The sequence below is a fragment of the Arcanobacterium ihumii genome, from assembly GCF_900604515.1.
Lineage (GTDB): Bacteria > Actinomycetota > Actinomycetes > Actinomycetales > Actinomycetaceae > Arcanobacterium_A > Arcanobacterium_A ihumii.
Window position 1 is genome coordinate 384,441 of sequence record NZ_UWOS01000001.1, and the last position, 24,704, is coordinate 409,144.

General features: G+C 51.0%; 20 protein-coding genes. All 20 read right to left on the reverse strand.

Going from position 1 to position 24,704, the window contains the following annotated elements:
* Positions 1-318 carry a 50S ribosomal protein L23 gene (gene rplW / locus EIH22_RS01740; protein WP_124054102.1) on the reverse strand — a complete coding sequence of 106 codons (318 nt, stop codon included), beginning with the start codon at positions 316-318 and terminating at the stop codon, positions 1-3.
* Positions 315-962 (reverse strand): 50S ribosomal protein L4, encoded by a 648-nt coding sequence (rplD, locus tag EIH22_RS01745; RefSeq protein WP_200829139.1) that lies wholly within the window; start codon positions 960-962, stop codon positions 315-317. The genes rplW and rplD overlap by 4 nt, the downstream gene beginning before the upstream one ends.
* A gap of 5 nt (positions 963-967) precedes the next feature.
* Entirely contained in the window at positions 968-1,636 is a 669-nt protein-coding gene (rplC, locus tag EIH22_RS01750) for a 50S ribosomal protein L3 (protein WP_124054104.1), read from the reverse strand.
* A gap of 11 nt (positions 1,637-1,647) precedes the next feature.
* Positions 1,648-1,956, reverse strand: coding sequence for a 30S ribosomal protein S10 (gene rpsJ / locus EIH22_RS01755; protein ID WP_034232511.1), 309 nt, complete (start codon positions 1,954-1,956; stop codon positions 1,648-1,650).
* A 420-nt stretch (positions 1,957-2,376) separates the two neighbouring features.
* The gene (tuf, locus tag EIH22_RS01760) at positions 2,377-3,567 is read right to left on the reverse strand and encodes an elongation factor Tu (RefSeq protein ID WP_124054105.1); all 1,191 of its coding nucleotides are present in this window, start codon (positions 3,565-3,567) and stop codon (positions 2,377-2,379) included.
* 122 nt (positions 3,568-3,689) lie between these two features.
* Complete coding sequence (gene fusA, locus EIH22_RS01765) at positions 3,690-5,810, reverse strand: elongation factor G (RefSeq protein ID WP_124054106.1); 2,121 nt, start codon at positions 5,808-5,810, stop codon at positions 3,690-3,692.
* Between the two features lie 48 nt (positions 5,811-5,858).
* On the reverse strand, positions 5,859-6,329 hold the full coding sequence (gene rpsG / locus EIH22_RS01770) for a 30S ribosomal protein S7 (protein WP_124054107.1): 471 nt from the start codon (positions 6,327-6,329) through the stop codon (positions 5,859-5,861).
* Entirely contained in the window at positions 6,329-6,703 is a 375-nt protein-coding gene (rpsL, locus tag EIH22_RS01775) for a 30S ribosomal protein S12 (RefSeq protein WP_124054108.1), read from the reverse strand. The genes rpsG and rpsL overlap by 1 nt, the downstream gene beginning before the upstream one ends.
* Positions 6,704-7,055: 352 nt before the next feature.
* Positions 7,056-7,523, reverse strand: coding sequence for a DUF1307 domain-containing protein (locus EIH22_RS01780; RefSeq protein ID WP_124054109.1), 468 nt, complete (start codon positions 7,521-7,523; stop codon positions 7,056-7,058).
* A gap of 225 nt (positions 7,524-7,748) precedes the next feature.
* A complete protein-coding gene (locus EIH22_RS01785; RefSeq protein WP_124054110.1) occupies positions 7,749-11,645 on the reverse strand; it encodes a DNA-directed RNA polymerase subunit beta' in 3,897 nt (1,298 codons plus the stop codon).
* Positions 11,646-11,747: 102 nt separating this feature from the next.
* Complete coding sequence (gene rpoB / locus EIH22_RS01790) at positions 11,748-15,209, reverse strand: DNA-directed RNA polymerase subunit beta (protein WP_124054111.1); 3,462 nt, start codon at positions 15,207-15,209, stop codon at positions 11,748-11,750.
* A gap of 399 nt (positions 15,210-15,608) precedes the next feature.
* Positions 15,609-17,294, reverse strand: a complete 1,686-nt coding sequence (gene ptsP / locus EIH22_RS01795) for a phosphoenolpyruvate--protein phosphotransferase (RefSeq protein WP_124054112.1) — start codon at positions 17,292-17,294, stop codon at positions 15,609-15,611.
* Between the two features lie 11 nt (positions 17,295-17,305).
* Positions 17,306-17,572, reverse strand: a complete 267-nt coding sequence (locus EIH22_RS01800) for an HPr family phosphocarrier protein (protein ID WP_124054113.1) — start codon at positions 17,570-17,572, stop codon at positions 17,306-17,308.
* A 2-nt stretch (positions 17,573-17,574) separates the two neighbouring features.
* Positions 17,575-18,429, reverse strand: coding sequence for a PRD domain-containing protein (locus EIH22_RS01805; RefSeq protein ID WP_124054114.1), 855 nt, complete (start codon positions 18,427-18,429; stop codon positions 17,575-17,577).
* A gap of 2 nt (positions 18,430-18,431) precedes the next feature.
* Positions 18,432-20,504 (reverse strand): glucose PTS transporter subunit IIA, encoded by a 2,073-nt coding sequence (locus EIH22_RS01810; protein ID WP_124054115.1) that lies wholly within the window; start codon positions 20,502-20,504, stop codon positions 18,432-18,434.
* 341 nt (positions 20,505-20,845) lie between these two features.
* Complete coding sequence (rplL, locus tag EIH22_RS01815) at positions 20,846-21,232, reverse strand: 50S ribosomal protein L7/L12 (protein ID WP_124054116.1); 387 nt, start codon at positions 21,230-21,232, stop codon at positions 20,846-20,848.
* 58 nt (positions 21,233-21,290) lie between these two features.
* A complete protein-coding gene (rplJ, locus tag EIH22_RS01820; protein ID WP_124054117.1) occupies positions 21,291-21,812 on the reverse strand; it encodes a 50S ribosomal protein L10 in 522 nt (173 codons plus the stop codon).
* A gap of 276 nt (positions 21,813-22,088) precedes the next feature.
* Positions 22,089-22,814: a hypothetical protein gene (locus EIH22_RS01825; protein ID WP_124054118.1), complete on the reverse strand. Its 726-nt coding sequence runs from the start codon at positions 22,812-22,814 to the stop codon at positions 22,089-22,091.
* Between the two features lie 244 nt (positions 22,815-23,058).
* On the reverse strand, positions 23,059-23,679 hold the full coding sequence (udk, locus tag EIH22_RS01830; protein WP_124054119.1) for a uridine kinase: 621 nt from the start codon (positions 23,677-23,679) through the stop codon (positions 23,059-23,061).
* A gap of 272 nt (positions 23,680-23,951) precedes the next feature.
* Positions 23,952-24,656 (reverse strand): 50S ribosomal protein L1, encoded by a 705-nt coding sequence (rplA, locus tag EIH22_RS01835; RefSeq protein WP_124054120.1) that lies wholly within the window; start codon positions 24,654-24,656, stop codon positions 23,952-23,954.
* Positions 24,657-24,704 lie beyond the last annotated feature (48 nt).

Sequence of the window (24,704 nt, forward strand, 5' to 3'; positions counted from 1 at the left end):
TCAGCCGACGATCTCGCCGTAGATGTCGATTGTGCCCTCGCGGAGGGTAACGATAGCGCGCTTGGTTGCCTTACGGCGTCCAAGACCATCACGAGTCCGGCGGGTCTTACCTGCACGATTGATCGTGTTTACCGAGTCAACCTTGACGTTGAAAATTTTCTCGATAGCGAGCTTGATTTCCGTCTTGTTGGCGCTTGGATGCACGAAGAATGTGTACTTACCTTCATCTTCAAGACGAGTGGCTTTTTCAGAAGCTACTGGCGCAAGAATGATGTCTCGCGGATCCTTGTTCTTGAAAGCTGCGTATGATTCAGTCACTTCGTCTCCTCCTTAGAGTTTGCGCCGACCCAAGCTTCGAGTGCGGCCTCAGTGAAAATCACATCATCAGCGACGAGAACATCATACGAGTTCAACTGGTCACCATAAATGCTGTGAACTTCAGGAACGTTACGAAGCGAAAGAACATTTACGTCCTCGTCACGTCCGAGTACTACGAGCGCACGACGTCCTTCATTAACCTTAGCGAGAAGCTTAATAGCTGCCTTGGTCGAAGGTGTCTCAGCGTCAACAAAGCCCTTTACAACATGAACACGACCATTGCGTGCACGGTCAGAAAGTGACTGACGAAGTGCAGCTGCGATCATCTTCTTAGGGGTGCGCTGTGAGTAATCACGTGGCTGTGGACCGTGTACGATGCCACCGCCGGTGAAGTGTGGAGCGCGGATCGAACCCTGACGAGCACGACCAGTACCCTTCTGCTTGAAAGGCTTAATACCACCACCGCGTACTTCACCGCGGGTCTTGGTCTTGTGAGTGCCCTGACGAGCAGCAGCAAGCTGAGCAACAACAACCTGGTGGATAAGTGGAATGTTTGCGTCTACGTCGAATAGTGCTGCAGGAAGAGTAGCCGTTCCAGCTTTCTCCCCCGCGTAATCGAGGACGTCAACCTTGAAGTCTGCCATTAAAATCAGGCTCCCTTCACGGCAGTGCGGATCACGACGACGCCACCCTTGTTACCTGGGATTGCTCCCTTAACAAGAATGAGATTGTTCTCAGCGTCAATTGCGTGAATGGTCAGATTCTGTACGGTGACGCGGGCGTTACCCATGCGACCTGCCATACGCATTCCACGGAATACGCGTGAAGGTGTTGCACAAGCACCGATCGAACCTGGTTTACGGTGATTACGGTGGGCACCGTGGGAAGCAGAAACGCCGGCAAAACCGTGGCGCTTCATAACTCCAGCAAAGCCCTTACCCTTTGACTTACCAATAACGTCAATGGTTTGGCCTGCTTCAAAAGTGTCCACACCGAGTTCTTGACCGAGGTTGTATTCCCCTGCGTCAGACGTACGAATTTCTGCGACGTGACGACGAGGCTCAACGCCTGCCTTGTCGAAGTGACCTTGAAGTGGTTTCGTCACGTTCTTTGCTTTCAGCTCGCCAGAAGCGATCTGAACTGCTTCATAACCGTCAACTTCAGATGTACGTACCTGAGTGACTACGTTCTTTCCAACTCGCACAACGGTGACAGGAACAAGGTTAGCTTCCTCATCCCAAACCTGCGTCATGCCGAGTTTGGTGCCGAGCAGAGCCTTAACTGGCTTTGCTACAGCTGCCTGGATGTTCTTTACCATAATGCGTTACCTCAGAGCTTGATCTCGACGCTGACGTCAGCTGGCAGATCCAGACGACGCAGGGTGTCAATTGTCTTCAGGGTCGGATCAACGATGTCGATCAGTCGCTTATGCGTACGCATTTCGAACTGTTCACGACTGTCCTTGTATTTGTGGGGCGAGCGAATGACTGTGAAAACGTTTTTCTCAGTCGGCAACGGCACCGGTCCCACAACCGACGCTCCAGTACGGGTAACTTCGTCGACGAGCTTTTTCGCTGCACTGTCGATGACCTCATGGTCATAAGACTTCAGACGGATGCGGATCTTTTGTCCCGCCATGGCGTCGTCTCCCTCTCTCTACCGCGGTGACACCGAAACCCGCAGTCGGGCGTGTCGCGCGAAAAGTACAACGTCAAGCCCTATGCAGTTTTGGTGAACCTCTTAATGTACCGAAGAGCGATTGCATCTTCGGCCAAGTTCATAACTCGGCTAATTCCGAGCAACTTAATTAGTATGCCAAATATAAACTTAGTCCAGCAAGTTTCTTCGCAGTTTGGTGGCACACCACACTTGAAACTCCACCCCTGAGTTCAATAGAAAACAAGGTTGTATTTTGGACACTCATGCGAGTGTATCTACATTCATTGCCCGCTTCCACTTTTGTGACGGACTCTATACCGAATTCACATTAAACAAAACAACGGTGGGCCCCGTACCTAAGTACGAAGCCCACCGAAGAGAGTTATCTAAATCAGTTCATCACTTGATGATCTTGATAACACGGCCTGAACCAACAGTGTGTCCGCCTTCGCGGATTGCGAAGCCGAGGCCCTCTTCCATAGCGATTGGCTGGATGAGTTCAACAACCATCTCAGTGTTATCGCCAGGCATAACCATTTCGGTGCCTTCTGGAAGGGTGATGACGCCGGTGACGTCAGTGGTACGGAAGTAGAACTGTGGGCGGTAGTTCGAGAAGAATGGGTTGTGGCGTCCTCCTTCTTCCTTCTTCAGAACGTAAACCTGAGCTTCGAACTCCGTGTGAGGGGTGATCGAACCTGGCTTAGCAATAACCTGTCCACGCTCAACTTCATCACGCTTGGTACCGCGAAGAAGAAGTCCACAGTTTTCGCCAGCGTCTGCGTGATCCATTGACTTATGGAACATTTCGATACCGGTAACGGTGGTCTTCTGTGGTGCACGGATACCGAGGATTTCAATTTCCTCGTTGAGGTTGAGCATACCGCGCTCAACACGACCGGTAACAACGGTTCCACGACCAGTGATGGTGAAAACGTCTTCGATCGGCATGAGGAATGGCTTCTCAAGATCGCGAACTGGATCTGGGAAGTACTCATCAACCTGGTCCATGAGCTCTTCAACGGAAGCAACCCACTTGGCATCGCCCTCAAGAGCCTTGAGTGCGGAAACCTGAACTACTGGAGCGTTGTCGCCGTCAAATTCCTGCGAGGAGAGAAGGTCGCGAACTTCCATCTCAACGAGCTCGAGGATTTCTTCGTCATCAACCATGTCGGACTTGTTAAGTGCAACAATGAGGTTTGGAACACCAACCTGACGAGCAAGAAGAACGTGCTCGCGAGTCTGAGCCATTGGACCGTCGGTAGCTGCAACCACGAGGATTGCACCGTCCATCTGAGCTGCGCCGGTAATCATGTTCTTGATGTAATCGGCGTGGCCTGGAGCGTCAACGTGTGCGTAGTGACGCTTTTCGGTCTGGTACTCAACGTGGGAAACGTTAATCGTAATACCACGCTGACGCTCTTCTGGAGCATTATCAACCTGGTCGAACGGGGTGAACTCGTTCAACTCTGGGTACTTGTCAGCAAGTACCTTGGTGATAGCTGCGGTAAGGGTTGTCTTACCATGGTCGACGTGACCGATGGTGCCGATGTTCATATGCGGCTTGGACTTATCGTACTTGGCCTTGGCCACTTGTGCCCTCCTGGGACTAGGGTAGTGTCTTTCAGCTTCTTGAATTTAGTGCTCGCGCACAAATCCATGGCTAAATGAATCCTACTGGTTTAAATGTAATCTTGTAAATTTAACCTGTTGGCTCACTCGCCACGGGTCTTCTGAATGATTTCGTCGGCAACAGCCTTCGGAACCTCTTGGTACTTCGCGAACTGCATGGTGTACACTGCGCGACCCTGCGTCTTTGAACGCAAATCGCCAACGTAACCGAACATTTCGGAAAGCGGAACATGAGCACGCACGATCTTTACACCGGTAGCGTCCTCCATCGAGGCAATCTGTCCACGGCGGGAGTTCAGATCGCCGATGACGTCGCCCATGTACTCTTCAGGAGTACGGACCTCCACGTCCATAACTGGCTCGAGGATAGCCGGCTTGGCGCGCTTTGCACCTTCACGGAATACCATCTGACCAGCAATCTTGAACGCCATTTCGGAGGAGTCAACGTCGTGGTAAGCGCCGTCTTCGAGGGTTGCCTTAACGCCAACCATCGGGAATCCAGCAAGAACACCGTTCTCCATAGCCGCCTGAATACCGGCATCAACGGAAGGAATGTACTCACGTGGAACACGGCCACCAGTTACGGCGTCAACAAACTCGTAAGTAGTACCCTCTTCGTTTTCTTCGAGTGGCTCGAAAGTAACGAGTACCTTTGCAAACTGACCAGAACCGCCTGTCTGCTTCTTGTGGGTGTACTCGATCTTCTCGGCCTTAGCGCGAATGGTTTCACGGTAAGCAACCATTGGAGCACCAACGTTTGCTTCTACCTTGAATTCGCGACGCATACGATCAACGAGGATATCAAGGTGAAGTTCACCCATACCACCGATAACAGTCTGACCGGTCTCGTTATCTAGCTTAACCGAGAAGGTTGGATCTTCTTCAGCAAGCTTCTGGATAGCGATACCGAGCTTCTCCTGGTCTCCCTTAGACTTTGGCTCAATTGCCACGTGAATAACTGGATCCGGGAAGGTCATCGATTCGAGCGAGATTGCATGTGCTGGATCACACAAGGTATCACCTGTGGTGGTGTCTTTCAAACCAACAACAGCGTAAATGTGACCTGCGTGTGCAACTTCGACTGGGTTTTCTTTGTTCGAGTGCATCTGGAAGATCTTTCCAATGCGCTCCTTCTTGCCCTTGGTTGCGTTCAGCGTGGCTGAACCGGATTCGATCTTGCCAGAGTAAACGCGGATATAGGTAAGACGACCAAAGAATGGGTGAACTGCAATCTTGAATGCGAGAGCAGAGAAAGGTTCGTTTTCGTCTGCTTCACGGGTAAGATGCTTTTCTTCGTCCGAAGGATCAACACCCTTAACTGCCTCAATATCGAGTGGCGAAGGAAGGAAGTCAACAACTGCGTCGAGCATTGGCTGCACACCAACGTTCTTGTATGCAGAACCACAGTAAACTGGGAAGATATCACCAGCAATGGTCATCTTACGAATAGCCTTCTTGAGCTCAGCGATGGAAATTTCTTCTCCACCAAAGAACTTCTCAAGAAGTTCATCGTCGGTTTCTGCAACAGTCTCAACAAGCTTGCTACGGTACTCTTCCGCCTGCTCGAGCATGTCTGCTGGGATCTCTTCTTCAACAACGACGGCGCCGTGGGTCTTGTTACCCTTGTCGTCTTCGCCAGGGAAGCGGATCGCCTTCATGGTCAGAAGGTCGATAACACCCGAAAGCGTGGATTCTGCACCAATTGGGAGCTGCATAACAAGCGGAGTTGCATGTAGACGCTCTTCGATAGTACGTACTGAGAAGTAGAAGTCCGCACCCATCTTGTCCATCTTGTTGATGAAGCAGATACGTGGAACGTTGTACTTATCTGCCTGACGCCAAACGGTTTCGGACTGTGGTTCTACACCTTCCTTACCGTCGAACACTGCAACAGCGCCGTCGAGAACGCGGAGCGAACGCTCCACTTCGACGGTAAAGTCAACGTGTCCAGGGGTGTCAATGATGTTGATCTGCGTACCCTTCCAGAAAGAGGTAACAGCAGCAGAGGTAATCGTAATGCCGCGTTCCTTTTCCTGTTCCATCCAGTCGGTGGTTGAAGCACCATCGTGGGTTTCGCCGATCTTGTAGTTGATGCCGGTGTAGAACAGAATGCGCTCAGTGACGGTGGTCTTACCAGCGTCGATGTGCGCCATAATTCCAATATTACGGACCTTCTTAAGGTCAGAAAGCACTTCAAGTGCCATATAGGTCTCTCTTCTTTAATCGAAGGTTGCTGAACAGCAGCCTTGTTTTTACCAGCGATAGTGTGCAAAGGCGCGGTTCGATTCAGCCATGCGGTGCATGTCTTCACGACGCTTTACAGCTGCGCCTAGTCCGTTAGCGGCATCCATGATTTCATTTTGGAGACGCTCGAGCATGGTGTTCTCTCGACGCTGCCGTGAGAAGTCAACGAGCCAGCGGAGAGCGAGAGTGTTGGCACGGCCAGGCTTAACCTCAACCGGAACCTGATACGTTGCGCCACCGACGCGGCGGGAACGTACTTCGAGTTGTGGACGGATATTGTCCATCGCGCGCTTAAGAACGGCGATTGGATCCTGTCCGGTCTTCTCTGCAACTGCTTCAAGTGCACCGTAAACGATGCGTTCTGCCGTGGACTTCTTACCATCAAGAAGCACGCGGTTAATAAGCTGTGTTACGAGGGTCGAACCATGAACTGGATCTGCGATAAGTGGACGCTTGCGCGCTGGGCCCTTACGTGGCATTACTTCTTCTCCTTCTTCGCACCGTACTTGGAACGTCCCTGCGAACGGCTCTTAACACCCTGCGTGTCGAGAGCGCCGCGTACGATGTGGTAGCGGACACCAGGAAGATCCTTCACACGACCACCGCGAACGAGAACGATCGAGTGCTCCTGAAGGTTGTGACCTTCACCTGGAATGTATGCCGTGACCTCGATACCGGAGGACAAACGAACACGGGCAACCTTACGAAGCGCCGAGTTAGGCTTCTTCGGTGTAGTGGTGTAGACGCGGGTGCAAACTCCACGACGCTGCGGACTCTTCTTGAGTGCAGGCGTATTGGAGGCACTAACCTTGCTGCTACGGCCCTTGCGGACCAGCTGCTGAATAGTTGGCACTATTTCTCCTGTTTAACTATTTCTTTCGTCGAACTGCCCGCCTGTCCGAATGAACCTGCGGTTGAAGAGGACACCGTTCCTCTTCCAACGTCTATAAGCCCTTCATCCAACGAATTCTCAACCCTAATTGCAACCATAAAGGCGGAGACGTTAGTTTAGCAACGTGAAGGACCCTAGAACGGGCACCAACGTTAAGACTAACGTTATAGCGCCAAATCAGTCAAAGACAGAGCACAAATTGCAAACGTGGCACTACACACATTCGGGTGTGTAGTGCCACGTTACTTGGAATTAGCTTAGCGAAGCTGAGCAGACGAGTACTGATTGCACTCCCCTACTGAGCATTGTTAAATCACTTAACTTCTTTCCAGCCGTTCTTCTTAAGCTCCTCAACGCTCTTCTTCAAAGATAGGTAATCTACCTTCTTATCTTGAACTGGAACGAGCTTTGCATCAATTGCCTGCTTCAGGGTTTCCTTATCTCCAACAGGAAGAGTAATCGTCTCAGTCAAGACTCCCTTATCCTCAGAAGTCTTGTATTCAGCGCCCTTAACCTTCTTGTATTCAGCCTGAGCTTTCTCAACTGCAGACTTGATCATTTGCTTCTGTGAATCATCAAATTTGGCGGTGTCGATAACGGTTTCCTGCTTGAAGGTCTGAACCTTATCGTCTTCTGCGTCGAGGGTCATCACAATCTTGAGACCGTTCTTTTCTTGGCTGAGCTTTGCGGATTCTTTCACCGGCGAACCGCAAGCAGCAAGACCGAAAACGAGCAGCATCGATGCGAAGAATGCGGTGAGAGCACGTGCGAATTTCTTCATATTATTCCTATTCCGAGGTTGAGCAGCTTTCGCTGTTTACAGATGGAGTTTATCAAGATTTGCTACCAATAGCAGTAATTTACCTCCGCGATGTTAAATACCCTATGATTCATCAAAGAAGCATCGCGCTACCAAGATCAAAAAGGGAGGTGGGTTTATCACGCTAAGTGATAAACCCACCTCCCTTTAAGCAACTAATGCTGGATTGATATTAAATCATAAGCATCAGAATTGTAAGCCGTAGCCATAGCCGATGGAAGTATCGTAGTCTTCAAATCCGCCATAGCCGTAGATATCATCGAATGAATCGAGATCACGGCTAATTATGTTGTTGAGCTGCTCGTATTCACTGCGAGCCGCTGGAGTTGGCTCGGCCTTCATACCACGCAACTGCTCAAGCCCGGTACCAGCTGGGATCAGCTTACCGAGGATGACGTTTTCCTTGAGTCCAGCAAGTGGATCAGACTTCGAGTTTAGCGCAGCTTCAGTAAGGACCTTAGTGGTCTCCTGGAACGAAGCAGCCGAGAGCCACGAATCCGTAGCAAGCGACGCCTTTGTAATACCCATGAGTTCTGGTCGACCCGATGCGGGTTTTCCACCCTCAGCAAGCGTTGCGCGGTTCGCATCTTCGAAGACTGCAACATCCACGAGCTCACCTGGGAGCAATGTGGTATCGCCTGCTTCAAGGACAGTCACGCGACGAAGCATCTGACGAACGATAACTTCGATGTGCTTATCGTGGATTTCTACACCCTGTGAACGGTAAACGTTCTGAACTTCGGATACAAGGTGAAGCTGAGCCTGACGGCGTCCGGTAATACGGAGGACCTTCTTAGGATCAACTGAACCTTCGACCAACTGCTGACCAACAGTTACGTGTGCATTCTCTGGAACGAGAAGCTTCGCACGCTTTCCAACAAGGTATACGAGGTCTTCGTCACCATCGTCGCGCTTGATGATGAGGCGGCGTGAACGCTCCATGTCCTCGATCTCAAGGCGTCCTGCTGCCTCAGCAAGAGGAGCTTCACCCTTAGGAGTACGTGCTTCGAAAAGTTCCTGAACACGTGGAAGACCCTGAGTGATGTCTTCTGCCGACGCCGCACCACCCGTGTGGAAGGTACGCATCGTAAGCTGGGTTCCCGGTTCGCCAATCGACTGAGCCGAAACAATACCAACTGCTTCACCGATATCAACGAGCTTTCCGGTTGCAAGCGAACGACCGTAACAAGCTGCACAGGTGCCAACACGGGAGTTACAAGTAAGAACGGAGCGAACCGAAATTTCCTTGATGCCTGCGTCAATCAGCTTCTCGAGAGCGACGTCGCCGATGTCCGTACCAGCTTCGACGACGACGTTTCCGTCAGCATCCACCGCATCCTTTGCGAGGGTGCGTGCGTATACCGAGGTATCAATATCTTCGGAGCGAACCTCATTACCATCTGCATCAGTGACGATGATTTGCTTCGTCAAACCACGCGAGGTACCACAATCTGCTTCGCGAACGATGACGTCTTGTGCAACGTCAACGAGACGACGGGTCAGGTAACCCGAGTCGGCGGTACGAAGAGCCGTGTCAGCAAGTCCCTTACGTGCACCGTGGGTTGCAGTGAAGTATTCGAGAGCCGAGAGACCTTCGCGGTAGTTGGACTTAATTGGACGTGGAATAATTTCACCATTTGGATCCGCAACAAGACCACGCATACCAGCAACCTGGCGAATCTGCATCCAGTTACCACGAGCACCGGAGGAAACCATCTGGTTGATGTTATTCCAGTAATCGAACTGATCACGCATTTCGTCGGCAACCTTGTCGGTTACTTCAGTCCACAATGCAACGAGGTCCTTACGACGATCCTCATCGCGAATGTTTCCTTCCTGGAAGTCCTGCTCAATCTTCGCAGCTTGCTTTTCCGCAGCCTCAAGGATTTCCGCCTTGTTCGCTGGGGTCTTAACATCGGAAACTGCGATGGTAACACCGGAGCGTCCACCCCAGTAGAATCCGGTTTCCTTTAGCGCATCGAGAGAAGCACCGACGTCGACCTTCGGGTAACGCTCGGCGAGTTCGTTAACGATTGCGCCAAGAACCTTCTTATCCACTACCTTGTTCACAAACGGGAACTGAGTTGGGAGTGCGTTATTAAAGATCGAACGACCCAAAGTCGTTTCGAGCAAAATAGCGTCGCCCTCTTCGTAGTTCTTTGGAGCTTCCCAATCGCGTGGAAGAACAAGATCTTCTGCACCGAAGCGGATGTGAACCATTGCGTTAAGGTCCAATTCGCCAAGGTCAAACGCCATCTGCGCTTCAGACATCGAGGAGAAGTAACGTCCCTCGCCCCTTCCGCCTTCACGAATCATCGTAAGGTGGTAAAGACCAATAATCATGTCCTGTGAAGGAACCGTGACTGGGCGTCCGTCCGATGGCTTCAAAATGTTGTTAGCCGAAAGCATCAAGATGCGTGCTTCTGCCTGTGCTTCCACCGAAAGTGGAAGATGTACAGCCATCTGATCGCCGTCGAAGTCAGCATTGAATGCCGAACATACGAGTGGGTGGAGGCGAATGGCCTTACCTTCGATGAGCTGCGGCTCGAACGCCTGAATACCTAAGCGGTGAAGAGTAGGTGCACGGTTAAGGAGGACCGGGTGCTCCTTGATGACCTCTTCGAGAACGTCGAAGACTTCGTCACGTTGGCGCTCAATAAGGCGTTTTGCAGCCTTGATGTTCTTAGCGAGCTCAAGGTCAACAAGACGCTTCTGGACAAACGGCTTGAAGAGCTCAAGTGCCATCGTCTTCGGAAGACCACACTGATGAAGCTTCAAGGTAGGGCCGACGACGATAACCGAACGACCTGAGTAGTCAACACGCTTACCCAGCAAGTTCTGACGGAAGCGTCCCTGCTTACCCTTGAGCATGTCGGAAATCGACTTCAATGGACGGTTTCCTGCACCTTGGACTGGGCGACCACGGCGACCGTTATCGAAGAGCGAATCCACAGCTTCTTGGAGCATGCGCTTTTCGTTGTTAATCATGATCTCAGGCGCATTGAGATCAATCATGCGCTTGAGGCGGTTATTACGGTTAATAACGCGTCGGTAAAGATCGTTCAAATCGGAAGTCGCAAAGCGTCCACCGTCGAGCTGAACCATTGGGCGTAGATCCGGTGGAATCACTGGAAGCGCGTCGAGAACCATTGCTTCTGGCTTGGTGCCCGAGTGCAAGAATGCGTTAACAACCTTAATACGCTTGAGAGAACGGGTCTTGCGCTGGGCAGTTCCGGTTTCGATCTGTTCAACCAATGCATCGTGCTCTGCTTGAAGATCGAAGTCACGAAGACGGCGCTGAATCGCTTCTGCACCACGGAAAGCCTCGAAGTAATCACCCCAACGAGTTTCCATCTCACGATATGCGTCTTCGTCACCTTCAAGATCTCCGACCTTGAGCTTGAGGAACTTGTCCCAAACTTCATCAAGGCGTTCGAGATCCTGCTCGTACTGACGACGGATGCGGCGAGTATCTGCCTCCGAGGAACGCTTAATCTTGGCGCGAGTTGCTGAATCGACGTCGGACTTCTCCGCATCTTTCAACGCATCTTCTTCCGCGCGAAGAGCCTTTTCAACCTCAGCATCGCGTTCCTTTTCCAGGTTTGCGCGCTCAAGTTCATATTCACCAGTCAGGGTCGCAAGATCCTGGTGGCGGCGGTCTTCATCAACACTGGTAACCATGTAAGCTGCAAAGTAAATGACCTTTTCAAGATCCTTTGGAGCAATATCAAGAAGGTAACCGAGGCGCGATGGAACACCTTTGAAGTACCAAATGTGGGTAACAGGTGCAGCGAGCTCAATATGACCCATACGCTCGCGACGTACCTTTGAACGCGTGACTTCTACGCCACAACGCTCACAAACAATGCCCTTGTAACGTGGGCGCTTGTACTTTCCACAAGCACATTCCCAGTCACGGGTAGGACCGAAAATCTGTTCACCGAAAAGGCCATCCTTTTCTGGCTTAAGAGTACGGTAGTTGATGGTTTCAGGCTTGGTAACTGTGCCGTGTGACCATGAACGGATATCGTCGGACGTGGCCAGCGATATGTGGAGCTGATCGAAGAGATTAACGTCGAGCAAGATTCCTACTTCCGAAGTATTTTACGCCGGGTAAATTCTTTTATTTCAATCGGTGGGCTAGGCGGCAGGCGTTTCGCCACCTACCCCACCGTCGAGAGCTAACTAGAAGTCAGCGCCTGTCTGAAGGTCTTCGAGGCCAGTCTGAACACCAGCAGATTGCGGTGCACGGAAGGCGTCGTCGTCGGAATCCTGAAGGTTAATAGCATTACCCACAGAATCAAGGGCTTCTACGTTCAAGCAAAGCGAGCGCATTTCTTGAACAAGAACCTTGAATGATTCCGGAAGACCCGGCTCAGGAACGTTGTCTCCCTTAACGATTGCTTCATAAACCTTGACACGACCAACGGTATCGTCAGACTTAATCGTCAACATTTCTTGAAGTGTGTGTGCGGCACCGTATGCTTCCAGTGCCCAAACTTCCATTTCTCCAAAGCGCTGTCCACCGAACTGAGCTTTTCCACCGAGTGGCTGCTGGGTGACCATTGAGTATGGTCCAGTCGAACGAGCGTGGATCTTATCATCAACCAAGTGGTGAAGCTTGAGCATGTACATGTAACCAACCGAAACAGGCTCTGGGAATGGTTCACCGGTTCGACCGTCGAACAGACGTGCCTTACCAGTCTCATTAACCATGCGGTCGCCGTCACGATTTGGCAAAGTATTGCCCAACAGACCCTTGAGCTCGTCGGAAAGCACACCGTCGAACACAGGGGTTGCCACGGTTTGGCGACCTTCAGTCTTCACAGCGGATTCAGGAAGGCGCAATGCCCACTCTTCACCGTTCTTGCGTGCTTCGGAAGCATCCCAACCTTGTGCTGCAATCCAGCCAAGGTGAAGTTCGAATACCTGTCCAAGGTTCATACGAGAAGGAACACCAAGTGGATTCAAAACAATATCTACCGGAGTTCCGTCTTCCATAAACGGCATGTCTTCGAGTGGAAGAATACGGGAGATAACACCCTTGTTTCCGTGGCGGCCCGCCATTTTGTCACCAATTGTGATCTTGCGACGCTGCGCAATATGAACACGAACAGTTTGGCGAACATCGGCTGCAAGTTCATCGTGGTTCTCAGACGAGAATTCCTTCACTCCAATGACGATTCCGGACTCACCATGAGGAACGCGAAGTGAGGTGTCGCGAACTTCCTTTGCCTTTTCACCAAAGATTGCACGAAGCAGGCGCTCTTCGGAAGTAAGCTCGGTTTCACCCTTAGGGGTGATCTTTCCAACTAGGATGTCACCTGCCGAAACTTCAGCACCAATACGGATGATTCCACGCTCGTCGAGGTGCGAAAGCATTTCCTCAGAAACATTTGGAATATCGCGGGTAATTTCTTCTGGTCCGAGCTTAGTGTCGCGAGCATCAACCTCATGTTCTTCAATGTGAATCGAAGTCAAGAGATCCTCAGCCTGGCAACGCTGCGAAAGGATGATAGCGTCCTCGTAGTTGTAGCCGTTCCATGCCATGAAAGCAACCAAGAGGTTCTGCCCAAGAGCTAGTTCTCCACCGTCAGTCGCTGGACCGTCTGCGATAAGCGAACCCTTCTCCAAACGATCACCTTCAGAAACGGCGACGCGCTGGTTGGTGCAGTTACCTGGGTTGGAACGCTCGAACTTAGCGAGCTTGTACATACGGTGGTTGCCGTCGTCTTCCTCCACGTAAACAGCATCTGCCGAAACTTCGGTAACAACGCCAGGAGCAAATGCAACGGTAACATCTCCCGCATCAACAGCTGCACGGATTTCCATACCGGTTCCAACAAGCGGAGCAACCGGACGAATAAGTGGCACAGCCTGACGCTGCATGTTAGCACCCATAAGTGCTCGGTTAGCGTCGTCGTGCTCAAGGAACGGAATCATTGCAGTACCAACGGAACACATCTGACGCGCAGAAACGTCCATGTATCCAACTTCGTCTGGGTGAACAAGCGCAGGCTCTCCACCAGGAAGGCGAACGAGGACTTCTTGTTCCTTGAACGAACCATCTTCGTTAAGTTCAGCAGAAGCCTGTGCCACTGCGTAACGATCTTCGTCAGCGGCATCGAGGTACTCGATTTCGTCAGTAACGCGGCCATCAACCACCTTACGGTACGGCGTCTCGATGAAACCGAATGCGTTTACGCGACCAAAGGAAGCGAGTGAGCCAATAAGACCAATGTTTGGTCCTTCAGGAGTTTCGATTGGACACATACGACCGTAGTGCGAAGGGTGAACGTCTCGAACTTCCATCGACGCACGGTCACGCGAAAGACCGCCAGGACCAAGTGCTGAGAGACGGCGCTTGTGAGTCAAACCAGCAAGTGGGTTATTCTGATCCATGAACTGCGAGAGCTGAGAGGTTCCGAAGAACTCCTTGATCGCTGCGACGATTGGACGAATATTGATCAAGGACGACGGCGTAATCGCTTCAGCTTCCTGCGTCGTCATACGCTCACGAACCATACGGTCGAGGCGGGAAAGTCCGGTACGTACCTGATTCTGGATAAGCTCACCAACAGCGCGAATGCGACGGTTGCCAAAGTGGTCGATGTCATCGGTTTCAACAACGACGCTACGACCGCCTTCAGCCGAAACAACTTCTGTTTCGCCTGCGTGAAGTGCAAGCAAGTAACGAAGAGTTGCGGTTACGTCGGTGATCGAGAGCTGACGCTTCGAAGACTCGATGTCAAGACCGAGCTTCTTGTTGACCTTGTAACGGCCAACCTTTGCAAGATCGTAGCGCTTATCGTTGAAGTAGAAGTTGCGAAGGAGGTTACGTCCCGCTTCTGCCGTCGGTGGTTCACCTGGGCGGAGCTTGCGGTAAAGATCCTGAAGGGCTTCTTCTTGGGTCTTGACGGTGTCCTTTTCTAGGGTGTCAATGAGAATTGGGAAGTCCTTGAACTCTTCACGGATTTCCGACTCGCTCATACCCAAAGCCTTGAGGAACACAGTTACAGACTGCTTACGCTTACGGTCAATACGAACGCCAACCGAATCACGCTTATCGATTTCAAACTCAAGCCATGCACCACGCGAAGGAATTACCTTGGTGGAGTAGATGTACTTATCAGAAGTTTTATCCGCCAAACGCTCAAAATAAACGCCTGGAGAACGAACCAGCTGAGAAACAACAACACGCTCAGTACCGTTAATAATGAAGGTACCTTGCGGGGTCATCAGCGGGAAGTCACCAATAAAGGTGGTCTGTGACTTGATTTCACCCGTTTCGTAGTTCTGGAATTCAGCAGTTACATAAAGTGCTGCCGAGTAGGTCATGTCCTTATCTTTACACTCAACCATCGAAGCTTTTTCATCTTCAAGGTGAGGGTTCGAAAGAATAAGGCCCATGGTACGAGCAGTGTTTTCAATCGGTGAAATCTCGTCAAAAATTTCTTCAAGGCCCGACTTTTCGCCTGGATGCTCAGCTCGCCATTCGTCTGAGCCAGTGAGCCATCCATAGGAGGAAGTCTGCAGACTTAGAAGGTCCGGAACCGACATAGGCTCCGTTAGTTTAGCGAACGAGATACGATCAGCGGCAAGTTTGCCGTTCACGACGGTGGGCATAGAGGTGCGCGAAGCAGCCAAAGGATGTTCCTTCCCTGGGTTCCGGTAAGGCTATCAGCGCAAGGACCGGACACGCGCACGCAAAATTAACGAAATTTTGGTTTCAGATAAAAAGGGTACGGGTGTTGATACACTGCGCAAGTTTCAAATTTACCGAATCTGGGTGAAATAGTCCAGCCCCTACCAATGTGGAAGGGGTCACGACTCCTATGCTCCAAGAAATCCTCGAAGGTCTGAGGGCGGTCGCTGCCAATCAGTTTCATCGATTTGCTTAGATTTTATTGACCAGAGCGCAATACGTGCTTTCTCGGTCTAGAAAGACTTTCCCACACCTGAGCGAAAACTGCAAACTCCCGGAGTGGCGTGTGCCCACGTCAGGAAAGACATGGACACACGCAAACTAACGCTTACTTACTGCAATTACAGCAAATCCTTGAGACCGGGGCTCGTCAAAGCTAATACGGCTGCCCGAGCATTTTCAGGATCATCTGCATCAACGGCGTATGCTGCCATTTGCTGACATGTGGCAAGATCATGAAGTCGGAGCGCGGTACGAACCGCGTTGACTTTGTTCGGTGCCATCGAAAGCGAAGACACTCCAAGTCCTACCAAAACCAGTGCGAGCAGAGGGTCTCCCCCCGCCTCGCCGCAAACACCAACCGGTTTACCGGTTGCCCGACCGCCTTCACACGTCATCTTGATCAGTGTGAGAAGAGCAGGTTGCCACGGACTAAGGAGCTCGGAGAATTCTCCTTGCATACGGTCGGCAGCCATGGTGTACTGCGAAAGATCATTTGTTCCAATAGAAACAAAATCTACTTCACGCATCACACGGCCAGCCAAAATTGCGGTTGAAGCAATTTCAACCATCGCTCCAGCCTTCGGCAATCCAACTTCTTTAACCTTAGAAGCAAACCAACGAGCCTCTGAAGCAGTAGCAATCATCGGCGCCATAACCCGAACATCGGCGTGAGTTGCTTGATAAGCAGCCGCAAGTGCTTGGAGCTGAGTGTCCAAAAGGTCTTCTCGACGCTGGCAAAGTCGAATACCGCGTCGTCCAAGAGCAGGGTTTTCTTCTTCACCAAGGTTGGCAAATGCCAACGGTTTATCCGCACCAGCATCGAGCGTGCGAACCACGATACGGCGATCCCCAAACGATTTGAAAACCTTCGTATAAGTATCGATTTGTTCTTCGAGGCTAGGAGCATCAGTCCGATCAAGGAAGAGGAATTCAGTGCGGAACAAGCCACAGCCCTCAAGATCCATTGCAGCTGCGCGGGCGGCATCGTCAGCCGTGCCGATATTGGCAAGCAACGCGACCTTGTGTCCATCGTAGGTGGCGCCTTCTCCAGAAGATCCGGCAAGCGCCTTAGCGCGGCGAACAGCGCGTTCCTTAAGCTCATCGATTTCAGCTTCGCTTGGGTTAACAACCACTTCGCCAACGCCACCATCCACAGCCACGACGTTACCCTCAGCAGCTTCCACGATTCCTGAAACCTGAACAATCGCAGGGATTCCAAGCTGAGCCGCCAAAATAGCAGTATGGCTGGTTGTCCCACCTTCTTCGGTAATAATCGCCGCACAGAGCTCAGGGGAAAGTGTTGCCGTCTCTGCCGGAGCAAGGTCACGAGCAACCAACACTGAAGGTTCGGTCAACTCTGGAACGCCTGGTGCTGGCAAGCCCAGTAACTGGGAAATCGTGCGGTCGCGGATGTCATACAGATCCGTAACACGCTCGGCCATGTAGCCACCAAGGCTGGACAACATATCCGCGTAGCCTTGGGTCGCCTCATGAACGGCTCGGGTCACCCCAACACCTTTCTTAAGTTTGGCATCCACGGCTTTTGCCAGCCCACGGTCCTTGGCGAGTTTCGCCGAGGCTTCTAGAATTGGACGCACACCTTCCGAGGCTTGTTCGGCACGTTCAGTGAGCTGTTGCGACACCGATGCCATCGCCTCGCGAACGCGAGAACTTGCAGACTCCCAATCTTGGGTCTCAGGTTCCTTAGCATCGAAGCTAGGCGCTGCATGGACTACAACCGCCATGGCAGCAGCCGTTCCGCTAGATACACCTAGACCGTGCAATACCTTGTGAATGCCAGTCATACGTTTTCCTCTCAGGCGTCGAGGTCAGTTTCCAAAAGCTGTACCAGTTTTTCTAGCGTTTCTTCCGCGCCGTCGCCTTCCGCGGACAATGTAACTTCGTCACCACACTGAGCGCCGAGCGTCATAACTTCCAAAACGGAACCGGCGTCTACCGCTTCTTCTCCGCCAAGGGCAATTTCAACGTCAAGGCCAGATTCTTCAACGGCCTGCGTGAAGATCGCAGCCGGACGAGCATGTAGACCAACAGCTGAGGCAATCTTTGCCGTACGAGTAGCCATTTTCAGGATTCCTTTCGGATCGGTTGAGCATCACCACTCACTCGAGCAATGTGCATTGTCAGGTAGGAAATTTCATCTTCGCTGACGCGTGTATCAAATCGCAATTCGATGATTGACGCCAGTCTATGCGCAACGGCCACACATTCGGGATAAGTATCGCGGATAGCTTGACCGATGGTTGAAATACCCTCGTTATTTAATTGTTTGTGTTGATGAATACGAACAAAAAGATAGCGCAGGTGGGTGATAAATCGTCCCACGTTCACAGACGTCGAGTCGAGGCGAACGTCAAAAGCAGCCTCGATTACTTCAACCATCTGTTGGATGACGCCGGTCATCATATACGTATAGGAGAGGTCACCATGGCTGAACCCTAAGTTCACGAGGTGTAAAGCGATTGCAACTGCTTCGTCTTGGGGAAGCTTGTTCTCCGCCAAGCGGTTGATCTGGGTGAGCAAATCAACCGCTTGCGTATATTCTTGCGGATAAAGACTTCTCACCTCTGCTTCGAGCGGGTATTGAACGTCAATATTGTTCTTTACCCGTTCGAAGGCGAAGGTAATATGGTCTGCTAACGCAAGAACGAATGCGGGGTTGGATCCCAAGCCATCATGGCATGAGTTGAACGCTTTCTCGAGCAATTCGAGGATCTGAGGTGGGATATCAGCCAATAGCTTTCCCATATGGTCTGGGTCCCGCCCATCCACGGGCACGAATTTCCGAACAACTTTGACAGGGTCAACCTGGTGTCCAGGCTTAGCGTGGAAACCAAGTCCCCAACCCGTGACGATGACTTCTGAACCGTCGTCGTCACGGGCCAAAACCACATTGTTGTTGAAAACTCGAAGGACGTCCATCGCTACCTAGTTACAGAGATGATTGGGTCGCCAGCGTTGACCGTGCTCTCCTGAGTTGCTTCAACGCTTGCCATTGACTTTGTATTCGTCACGGTAACAATTGTAGTGGTGGAGAAGCCAGCCGTAGTGATTCTTTCCAGATCAACTTGAGCTAACTGATCGCCAGCACTGACGCGATCTCCCTTATTAACATGGACGTCGAAGCCTTCGCCTTGCATCTTGACGGTGTCGATTCCAACGTGAACAAGCACTTCAACACCGTCGTCGCTCTTGATACCAAAAGCGTGACCGGATTTTTGAATAGAGGCGATAACGCCGTTGACCGGCGCCACGATACGTCCATCGACTGGGGTAATTCCGATTCCCGCACCCAAAACTCCCGAAGCGAATACTGGATCTTCCGTCCTATCGAGTGGAATAACCGTTCCCGCAACTGGTGCATTCACAGTTACCGTTCCATTTACGACGACGGGCGCGACGTCACCTTCAGTGCTATCCGCTTCGGTTTCAAGCGTAGGCGCTGAGACGGCATCGCCCGAAACAGCTTCCGATTCTGCAAGTGGTGCCTGCGCTTTTGCTTCTTCTTGCTCAGCCTTAAATGCGGCGCGCTCCTCTGGGGTGCGGAAGTCGGAGATGATGATTAGGAACATCGAAACGAAGAAAGCCACTGCAACACCAATGGTATAACGCCACACTGGAGCAAACACCGGGATCGTCAGAAGCGATGTGAACGCGAATGCGCCAGTGGTTACACCGCCGGTTAAACCGATGACGATACCGCCAGCCAAGCAGCCGACGAGCATGCGAGGGTAGATTCGCTTGAAGCGCAGGTGAATACCGTAGAGTGAAGGCTCGGAAATACCACCGAGTAGACCGGCAGCCAACGCACCGAAGGAAACCTGGCGCATCACCGTTTCATTGTGGCGAATCGAAAGAACGAGCACACCAGCGGTTGCACCGAAGCAGGCGAAGTTCCAAGCACCCATTGGACCCTGGATGAAGTCGTAACCAAGAGTCTGGATGTTGATGAGCATAAGGGCGTTGAGCGGCCAGTGAAGACCAAGTGGAACCAAGAATGGGTAGATAACTGGGATAACGATCGCAAAAATGATTGGAGCGTGACCATTAAGCCAAGCGAGGCCACTGCCAAGACCATTACCCATCCAGACACCGAGTGGACCGATGAGGAAGGCGGTAATCGGAATCATGATGATCATAGAGAAGAATGGTACGAATACCATCTGAAGATTCTCAGGGAAAACCTTCTTCAAACCGCGATAGACGACGGCGAGGAGCGCAACCATCATAAGCGGAACGAATACTTGACCTGAGTAGTCTTTTAGCTGCATGTGTATACCAAACACTTCAGCAACACAGGACTTGGTTCCAAGTGCATCATTACTTCGGCAAACGGTGTTCGGGAAACGCTCTGGATTGCTGAGCGAAACAAATTCCGGAGTCATGAGAGCACCCATGATCGCAGTTCCTACCCAAGGATCTACCCGAAGCTTCTTTGAACCGTTATATGCAACCATGAGTGGGAGGAAGAAGAATACCGAATGCCACATCGCGTCAACAAAAACCCAGGTTGAGGATTTATCATCGGCACGGAAGTTAACGACGTGGAAGGCGTCAAGGATCGATGCGAAAGCAATGATCAGTGATGCACCGAGGAGTACTCCCAAGATTGGGCGGAAGGAATCGGAAAGGAATTCGAAGAAGCTATCTACCCAAGCAACGCGTCCACGAGCCTTGCCACGAGCCTCTGCCTTGATTTCGGCGTCGGTTTTTTGGGTTGTTTGCAAAGACTTTGCCATCGATGGCAATTCCTTGATTTCGCGGTATAAAGTAGACACTCCTCCACCCGCAACAACCTGGTAGCGATCGCCAGACTGAGGAACTACTCCTAGTACTCCTGGAATCTTTTCGAGTTCTTCGCGGTTAACCAGACCCGAGTCGCGCAGCTCAAACCTCAATCGAGTTGCACAGTGAGTAAGGCTTTTAATATTGGCTGGACTGCCAATGGCATCGATGATTCGCTGTGGAGCAGAATCAACTCGCGTTTCATTAGACATGATAGCTTCCTTGCTTTCATTGGAATTCAACACCACCCAGAAAATAAAAAAGACCCAAGCTGTGACGAAACGTCAAGCTTAGGTCTTGCCCCTTCTGGGTAACAATCCTCTAGTTTGTAAACCAGTGTTCGTTTGAACGATATACCGAATATCGACCAATGTCTAACTGTGTGTTACAAATCATATCATTTGAGCTTTTTTGAGGAGAGCTTCCCTTGGTAAAAGATCCGCATTATTAAGGATCTAAATACAAGTGTGGGGATCCGATTTCGATCGGATCCCCACACTCAACCACCGGTGTCTAACCAGCAAGTTCATAGATGCGGTCTAAACCGCAGGAATCACTTAAGGGTGACGGTTGCGCCAGCGCCCTCGAGCTGCTCCTTAGCCTTCTCAGCGGTTTCCTTGTTAACGCCTTCGAGAAGAGCCTTAGGTGCGGAGTCAACGAGCTCCTTAGCTTCCTTGAGACCAAGTGGGGTAAGAGCGCGCACCTCCTTGATGACCTGGATCTTCTTGTCGCCAGCGGACTCGATGATAACGTCGAAGGAATCCTTCTCTTCTTCAGCAGCAGCGTCGCCTGCAGCTGGTGCAGCAGCAGCTGCAACAGCAACTGGAGCAGTTGCTTCTACTTCGAATTCTTCTTCGAACTTCTTAACGAAGTCGTTGAGCTCTACGAGGGTGAGCTCCTTGAAAGCTTCGATGAGCTCTTCAGCGGTAAGCTTAGCCATGATTGACCTTCTTTCCTGTGCCTACGCGAGGCAAATTAATTGGTTATTCACCACTGCCTCAGGCAGCGGATTCCTGCTTCTCGCGCAGGGCGTCTACGGTGCGCACCGTCTTGGACAGTGGCGCCTTGAATACGTATGCAGCCTTGTAAAGCGAAGCCTTGAGAACTCCAGCAGTCTTGGCCAGCAGAACCTCACGGGATTCGAGATCGGCGAGCTTCTGAACATCTTCAGCATTGAGAAGATTGCCTTCAAGAACTCCAGCCTTAACGACGAGTGCCTTGTTTTCCTTTGCAAAATTCTTAATAGCCTTAGCTGCGGAAGCGATGTCACCGGTAACAAATGCCAGCGCGGTCGGACCCTTGAGGTCGTCATCGAGTCCTTCGATGCCGGCTTCATGGGCTGCAATGCGTGCGAGGGTGTTCTTAGCAACCTTGTACTCAGCGTCTGTACCGAGAGCGCGACGAAGAGTCTTCATTTGCGCTACGGTCAAACCGCGGTATTCAGTCACGAGAACGGCCGAAGACTTGCGGAAATCTTCCGTAAGCTCTGCGATCGCTGCAGACTTGTCGGTCCGTGCCATGGGACCTCCTTCCGAATAGTAGCCGCAAAAGTCGGAAGCTTAGCAAAACAAAAACCCTCGCGCAGCGCACGAGGGTTAGAGGCAAACTACTGCCTGAAAAATCGTACCTGCGCTGGCTTCGCATTGCGAACTTCACCCCGTTGGCAACGGGCGACCTGCGGTCTTGGGCAGAATATACGCTACCTGCGCCGGCGTCGTCATGCAAGGAATAGGCAAGCTTCGTGAGCGAAACAACAGAGAATTTGATCGAAACACATATTTTGACAGGATAGCCGTTCAACCTTCGTATTTTTCAAACTCGGCGACGATCTTTTTCAGTTTGTCAGTTGGCTCAAAGCCATCCCAATATTCCTCGCACCGATGAGGGTTGTTGTATGAATACTCAGCTATAAATAGATTGTCATTGACCGCGTAGAAGGGGTCTGCACCAATGAACATATCTCGCCGGAACTGTTCCACACGCGAATCGTGCCGGTTATACTCAATAATTTGTAGGCAAACTTCGGGAATCGCCGTCACAGACACTGCATTATAGCTGCTCTGTTCTCGTTCATCGGATACTACCTCACCTGTCACATAACCATTATTGACGAGATAAGTTACAACCTCACGTGATGATAGACCCGGATCTACGTAGGGAAGCAAGAAGTAGTACCAATCCCCATAAGTATCAGGTCTTTCCCTCCAGCGCTTAGCACCCTCGTTATTATGAACCCACGTATGGTAATTTTTTGTATGTTGAGCTATTGCGAAAGAACGGTAAGTGAACCCATCATCTGAGGCCATACCCGCGAATTTCGTAACATATCCAATATGGAAGACTTTGCCATTGGGATAAGCCTGCCCCACGAAACTACCCGCTTTAATTCTCCCCGCGAATGTTCCCCAATCATAAGCTCTACGGGTAATACCCCCATGTCGTGCAAAGTCGTCAGCTACTGTCCAAGCACGAGAGGTATACACTGCACCAATAGCAGTAGTGCCGGTTTTGTAAAACCACACCGAACCTTGTTATTGATAACTAGGCAAGTACCGCTGCAAGTAAACGCTTCATCTGGATCTCCGTCCATGATTAGTTTTCTCAATTATGATGGAGAATATAGGAATCACGCATTAAGTTTCGATAATGCTGAGGTTTCCAAAGGCACAGGAAAATCAATCCAAAAGTTGAATGCACTAGAAAAGAAAATAGCTGAGGAACACCGGTCAGCAGATTTGCCGACAAGCTCGAAAGAAAAACGCCGAATTAGCGTGTAGAAACTAAATGCTCGATCCGGTGGAACAAAATATCGAGTGCAACAAGGTTGTGCCCACCCTCAGGGATAATGAGATCTGCATGTCGTTTAGATGGCTCGACGTACAGTTCGTGCATCGGTTTAACCGTCGCAAGGTACTGGAGTTCAACAGAGTTAATGTCACGTCCGCGCTCTAAAACGTCACGCTTGATACGGCGCAAAATGCGAACATCGGCGTCGGTATCAACGAATAGTTTCAAATCAAAAAGGTCACAAAGCTGAGGTTCGGCAAAAATAAGGATACCTTCAACCAAAATGACCGGAGCTGGCTCAATACGCATCGTGTTTGCAGAACGATTGTGGTCTGCAAAATCGTAAATTGGGCTATCAATCGCATTACCAGCAATCAAATCACGAAGTTGAGCAGCCATAAAATCATTGTCAAAGGCATCCAGCGAATCAAAGTTGAGCTTTGAACGTTGCTCATAGGTCAACCCTGTATGGGATTTATAGTAGTTATCGTGATAAACAACCGTCGTCTTGGAATCGAAACGTTCGGCGATTGCTTGAGTGAGAGTGGTTTTACCACTGCCAGTCCCACCAGCAATACCGATAACAAATGGTTTTACCACGATAAACCTTCCTATAAAGCCACTCGTTTGATTCTATCGGCAAATCGTTATGTTAAGGAAATCTAAGAAAATCTTTCACGTTGATTTCAAGGGGCGATTTTCGCAACTAGCGGCGATATATCCGGAAGTTGCGAAAATCGCCCCCCCTGAATCGAAATGTTTCCGGCAAAAGACGTGTTTTTGGCACAAGCTGATAGCAGCAATACGAAAGGGACTCTGAAAACCAAAGTTTTCAGAGTCCCTTTAAAGCGTTAATTCACACAGTCAGCAAATCACTTCTCAGTCTTGCCAAGCTTTGCAATATCGAGTGGGATACCAGGTCCCATTGTGGTCGAAATCGTTGCCTTGAGGAGGTAACGACCCTTAGACGAAGCAGGCTTGAGACGCATGATCTCTTGGTATGCGGCGTCGAAGTTCTCAACCAACTGCTCCTGGGTGAAGCTGGTATTCCCAACGATGAATGGGAGGTTTCCGTGCTTGTCAACGCGGAACTCAATACGTCCACCCTTGATATCGGTAACAGCCTTAGCGGTATCCATAGTGACAGTACCGGTCTTAGGGTTAGGCATAAGACCACGTGGACCGAGTACACGACCGAGCTTTCCAACCTTACCCATCATGTCTGGGGTTGCAACAGCTGCATCGAAGTCAGTCCAGCCACCGGCAACCTTCTCAATGAGGTCGTCGTCGCCAACTTCATCCGCACCAGCTTCGAGAGCTGCCTGAGCACGCTCACCGGTTGCGAACACGATAACGCGAGCCGTCTTGCCCGTACCATGTGGAAGGGAAACGGTTCCGCGAACCATCTGATCAGCTTTACGTGGGTCAACACCGAGGCGGAATACAGCTTCAACCGTCGATGCAAACTTCGTTACGGAAGTCTTGGAAGCAAGTTCCAACGCTTCCTGTGCGGTGTAAAGCTCGCCGGCTTGAATAAGTTCGGCAGCCTTACGGTAATTCTTTGAGCGCTTTGCCATTCTGCTTTCTCCTTTTTAGCAGTCGTGGTAATACGAACCAGCTCCGGG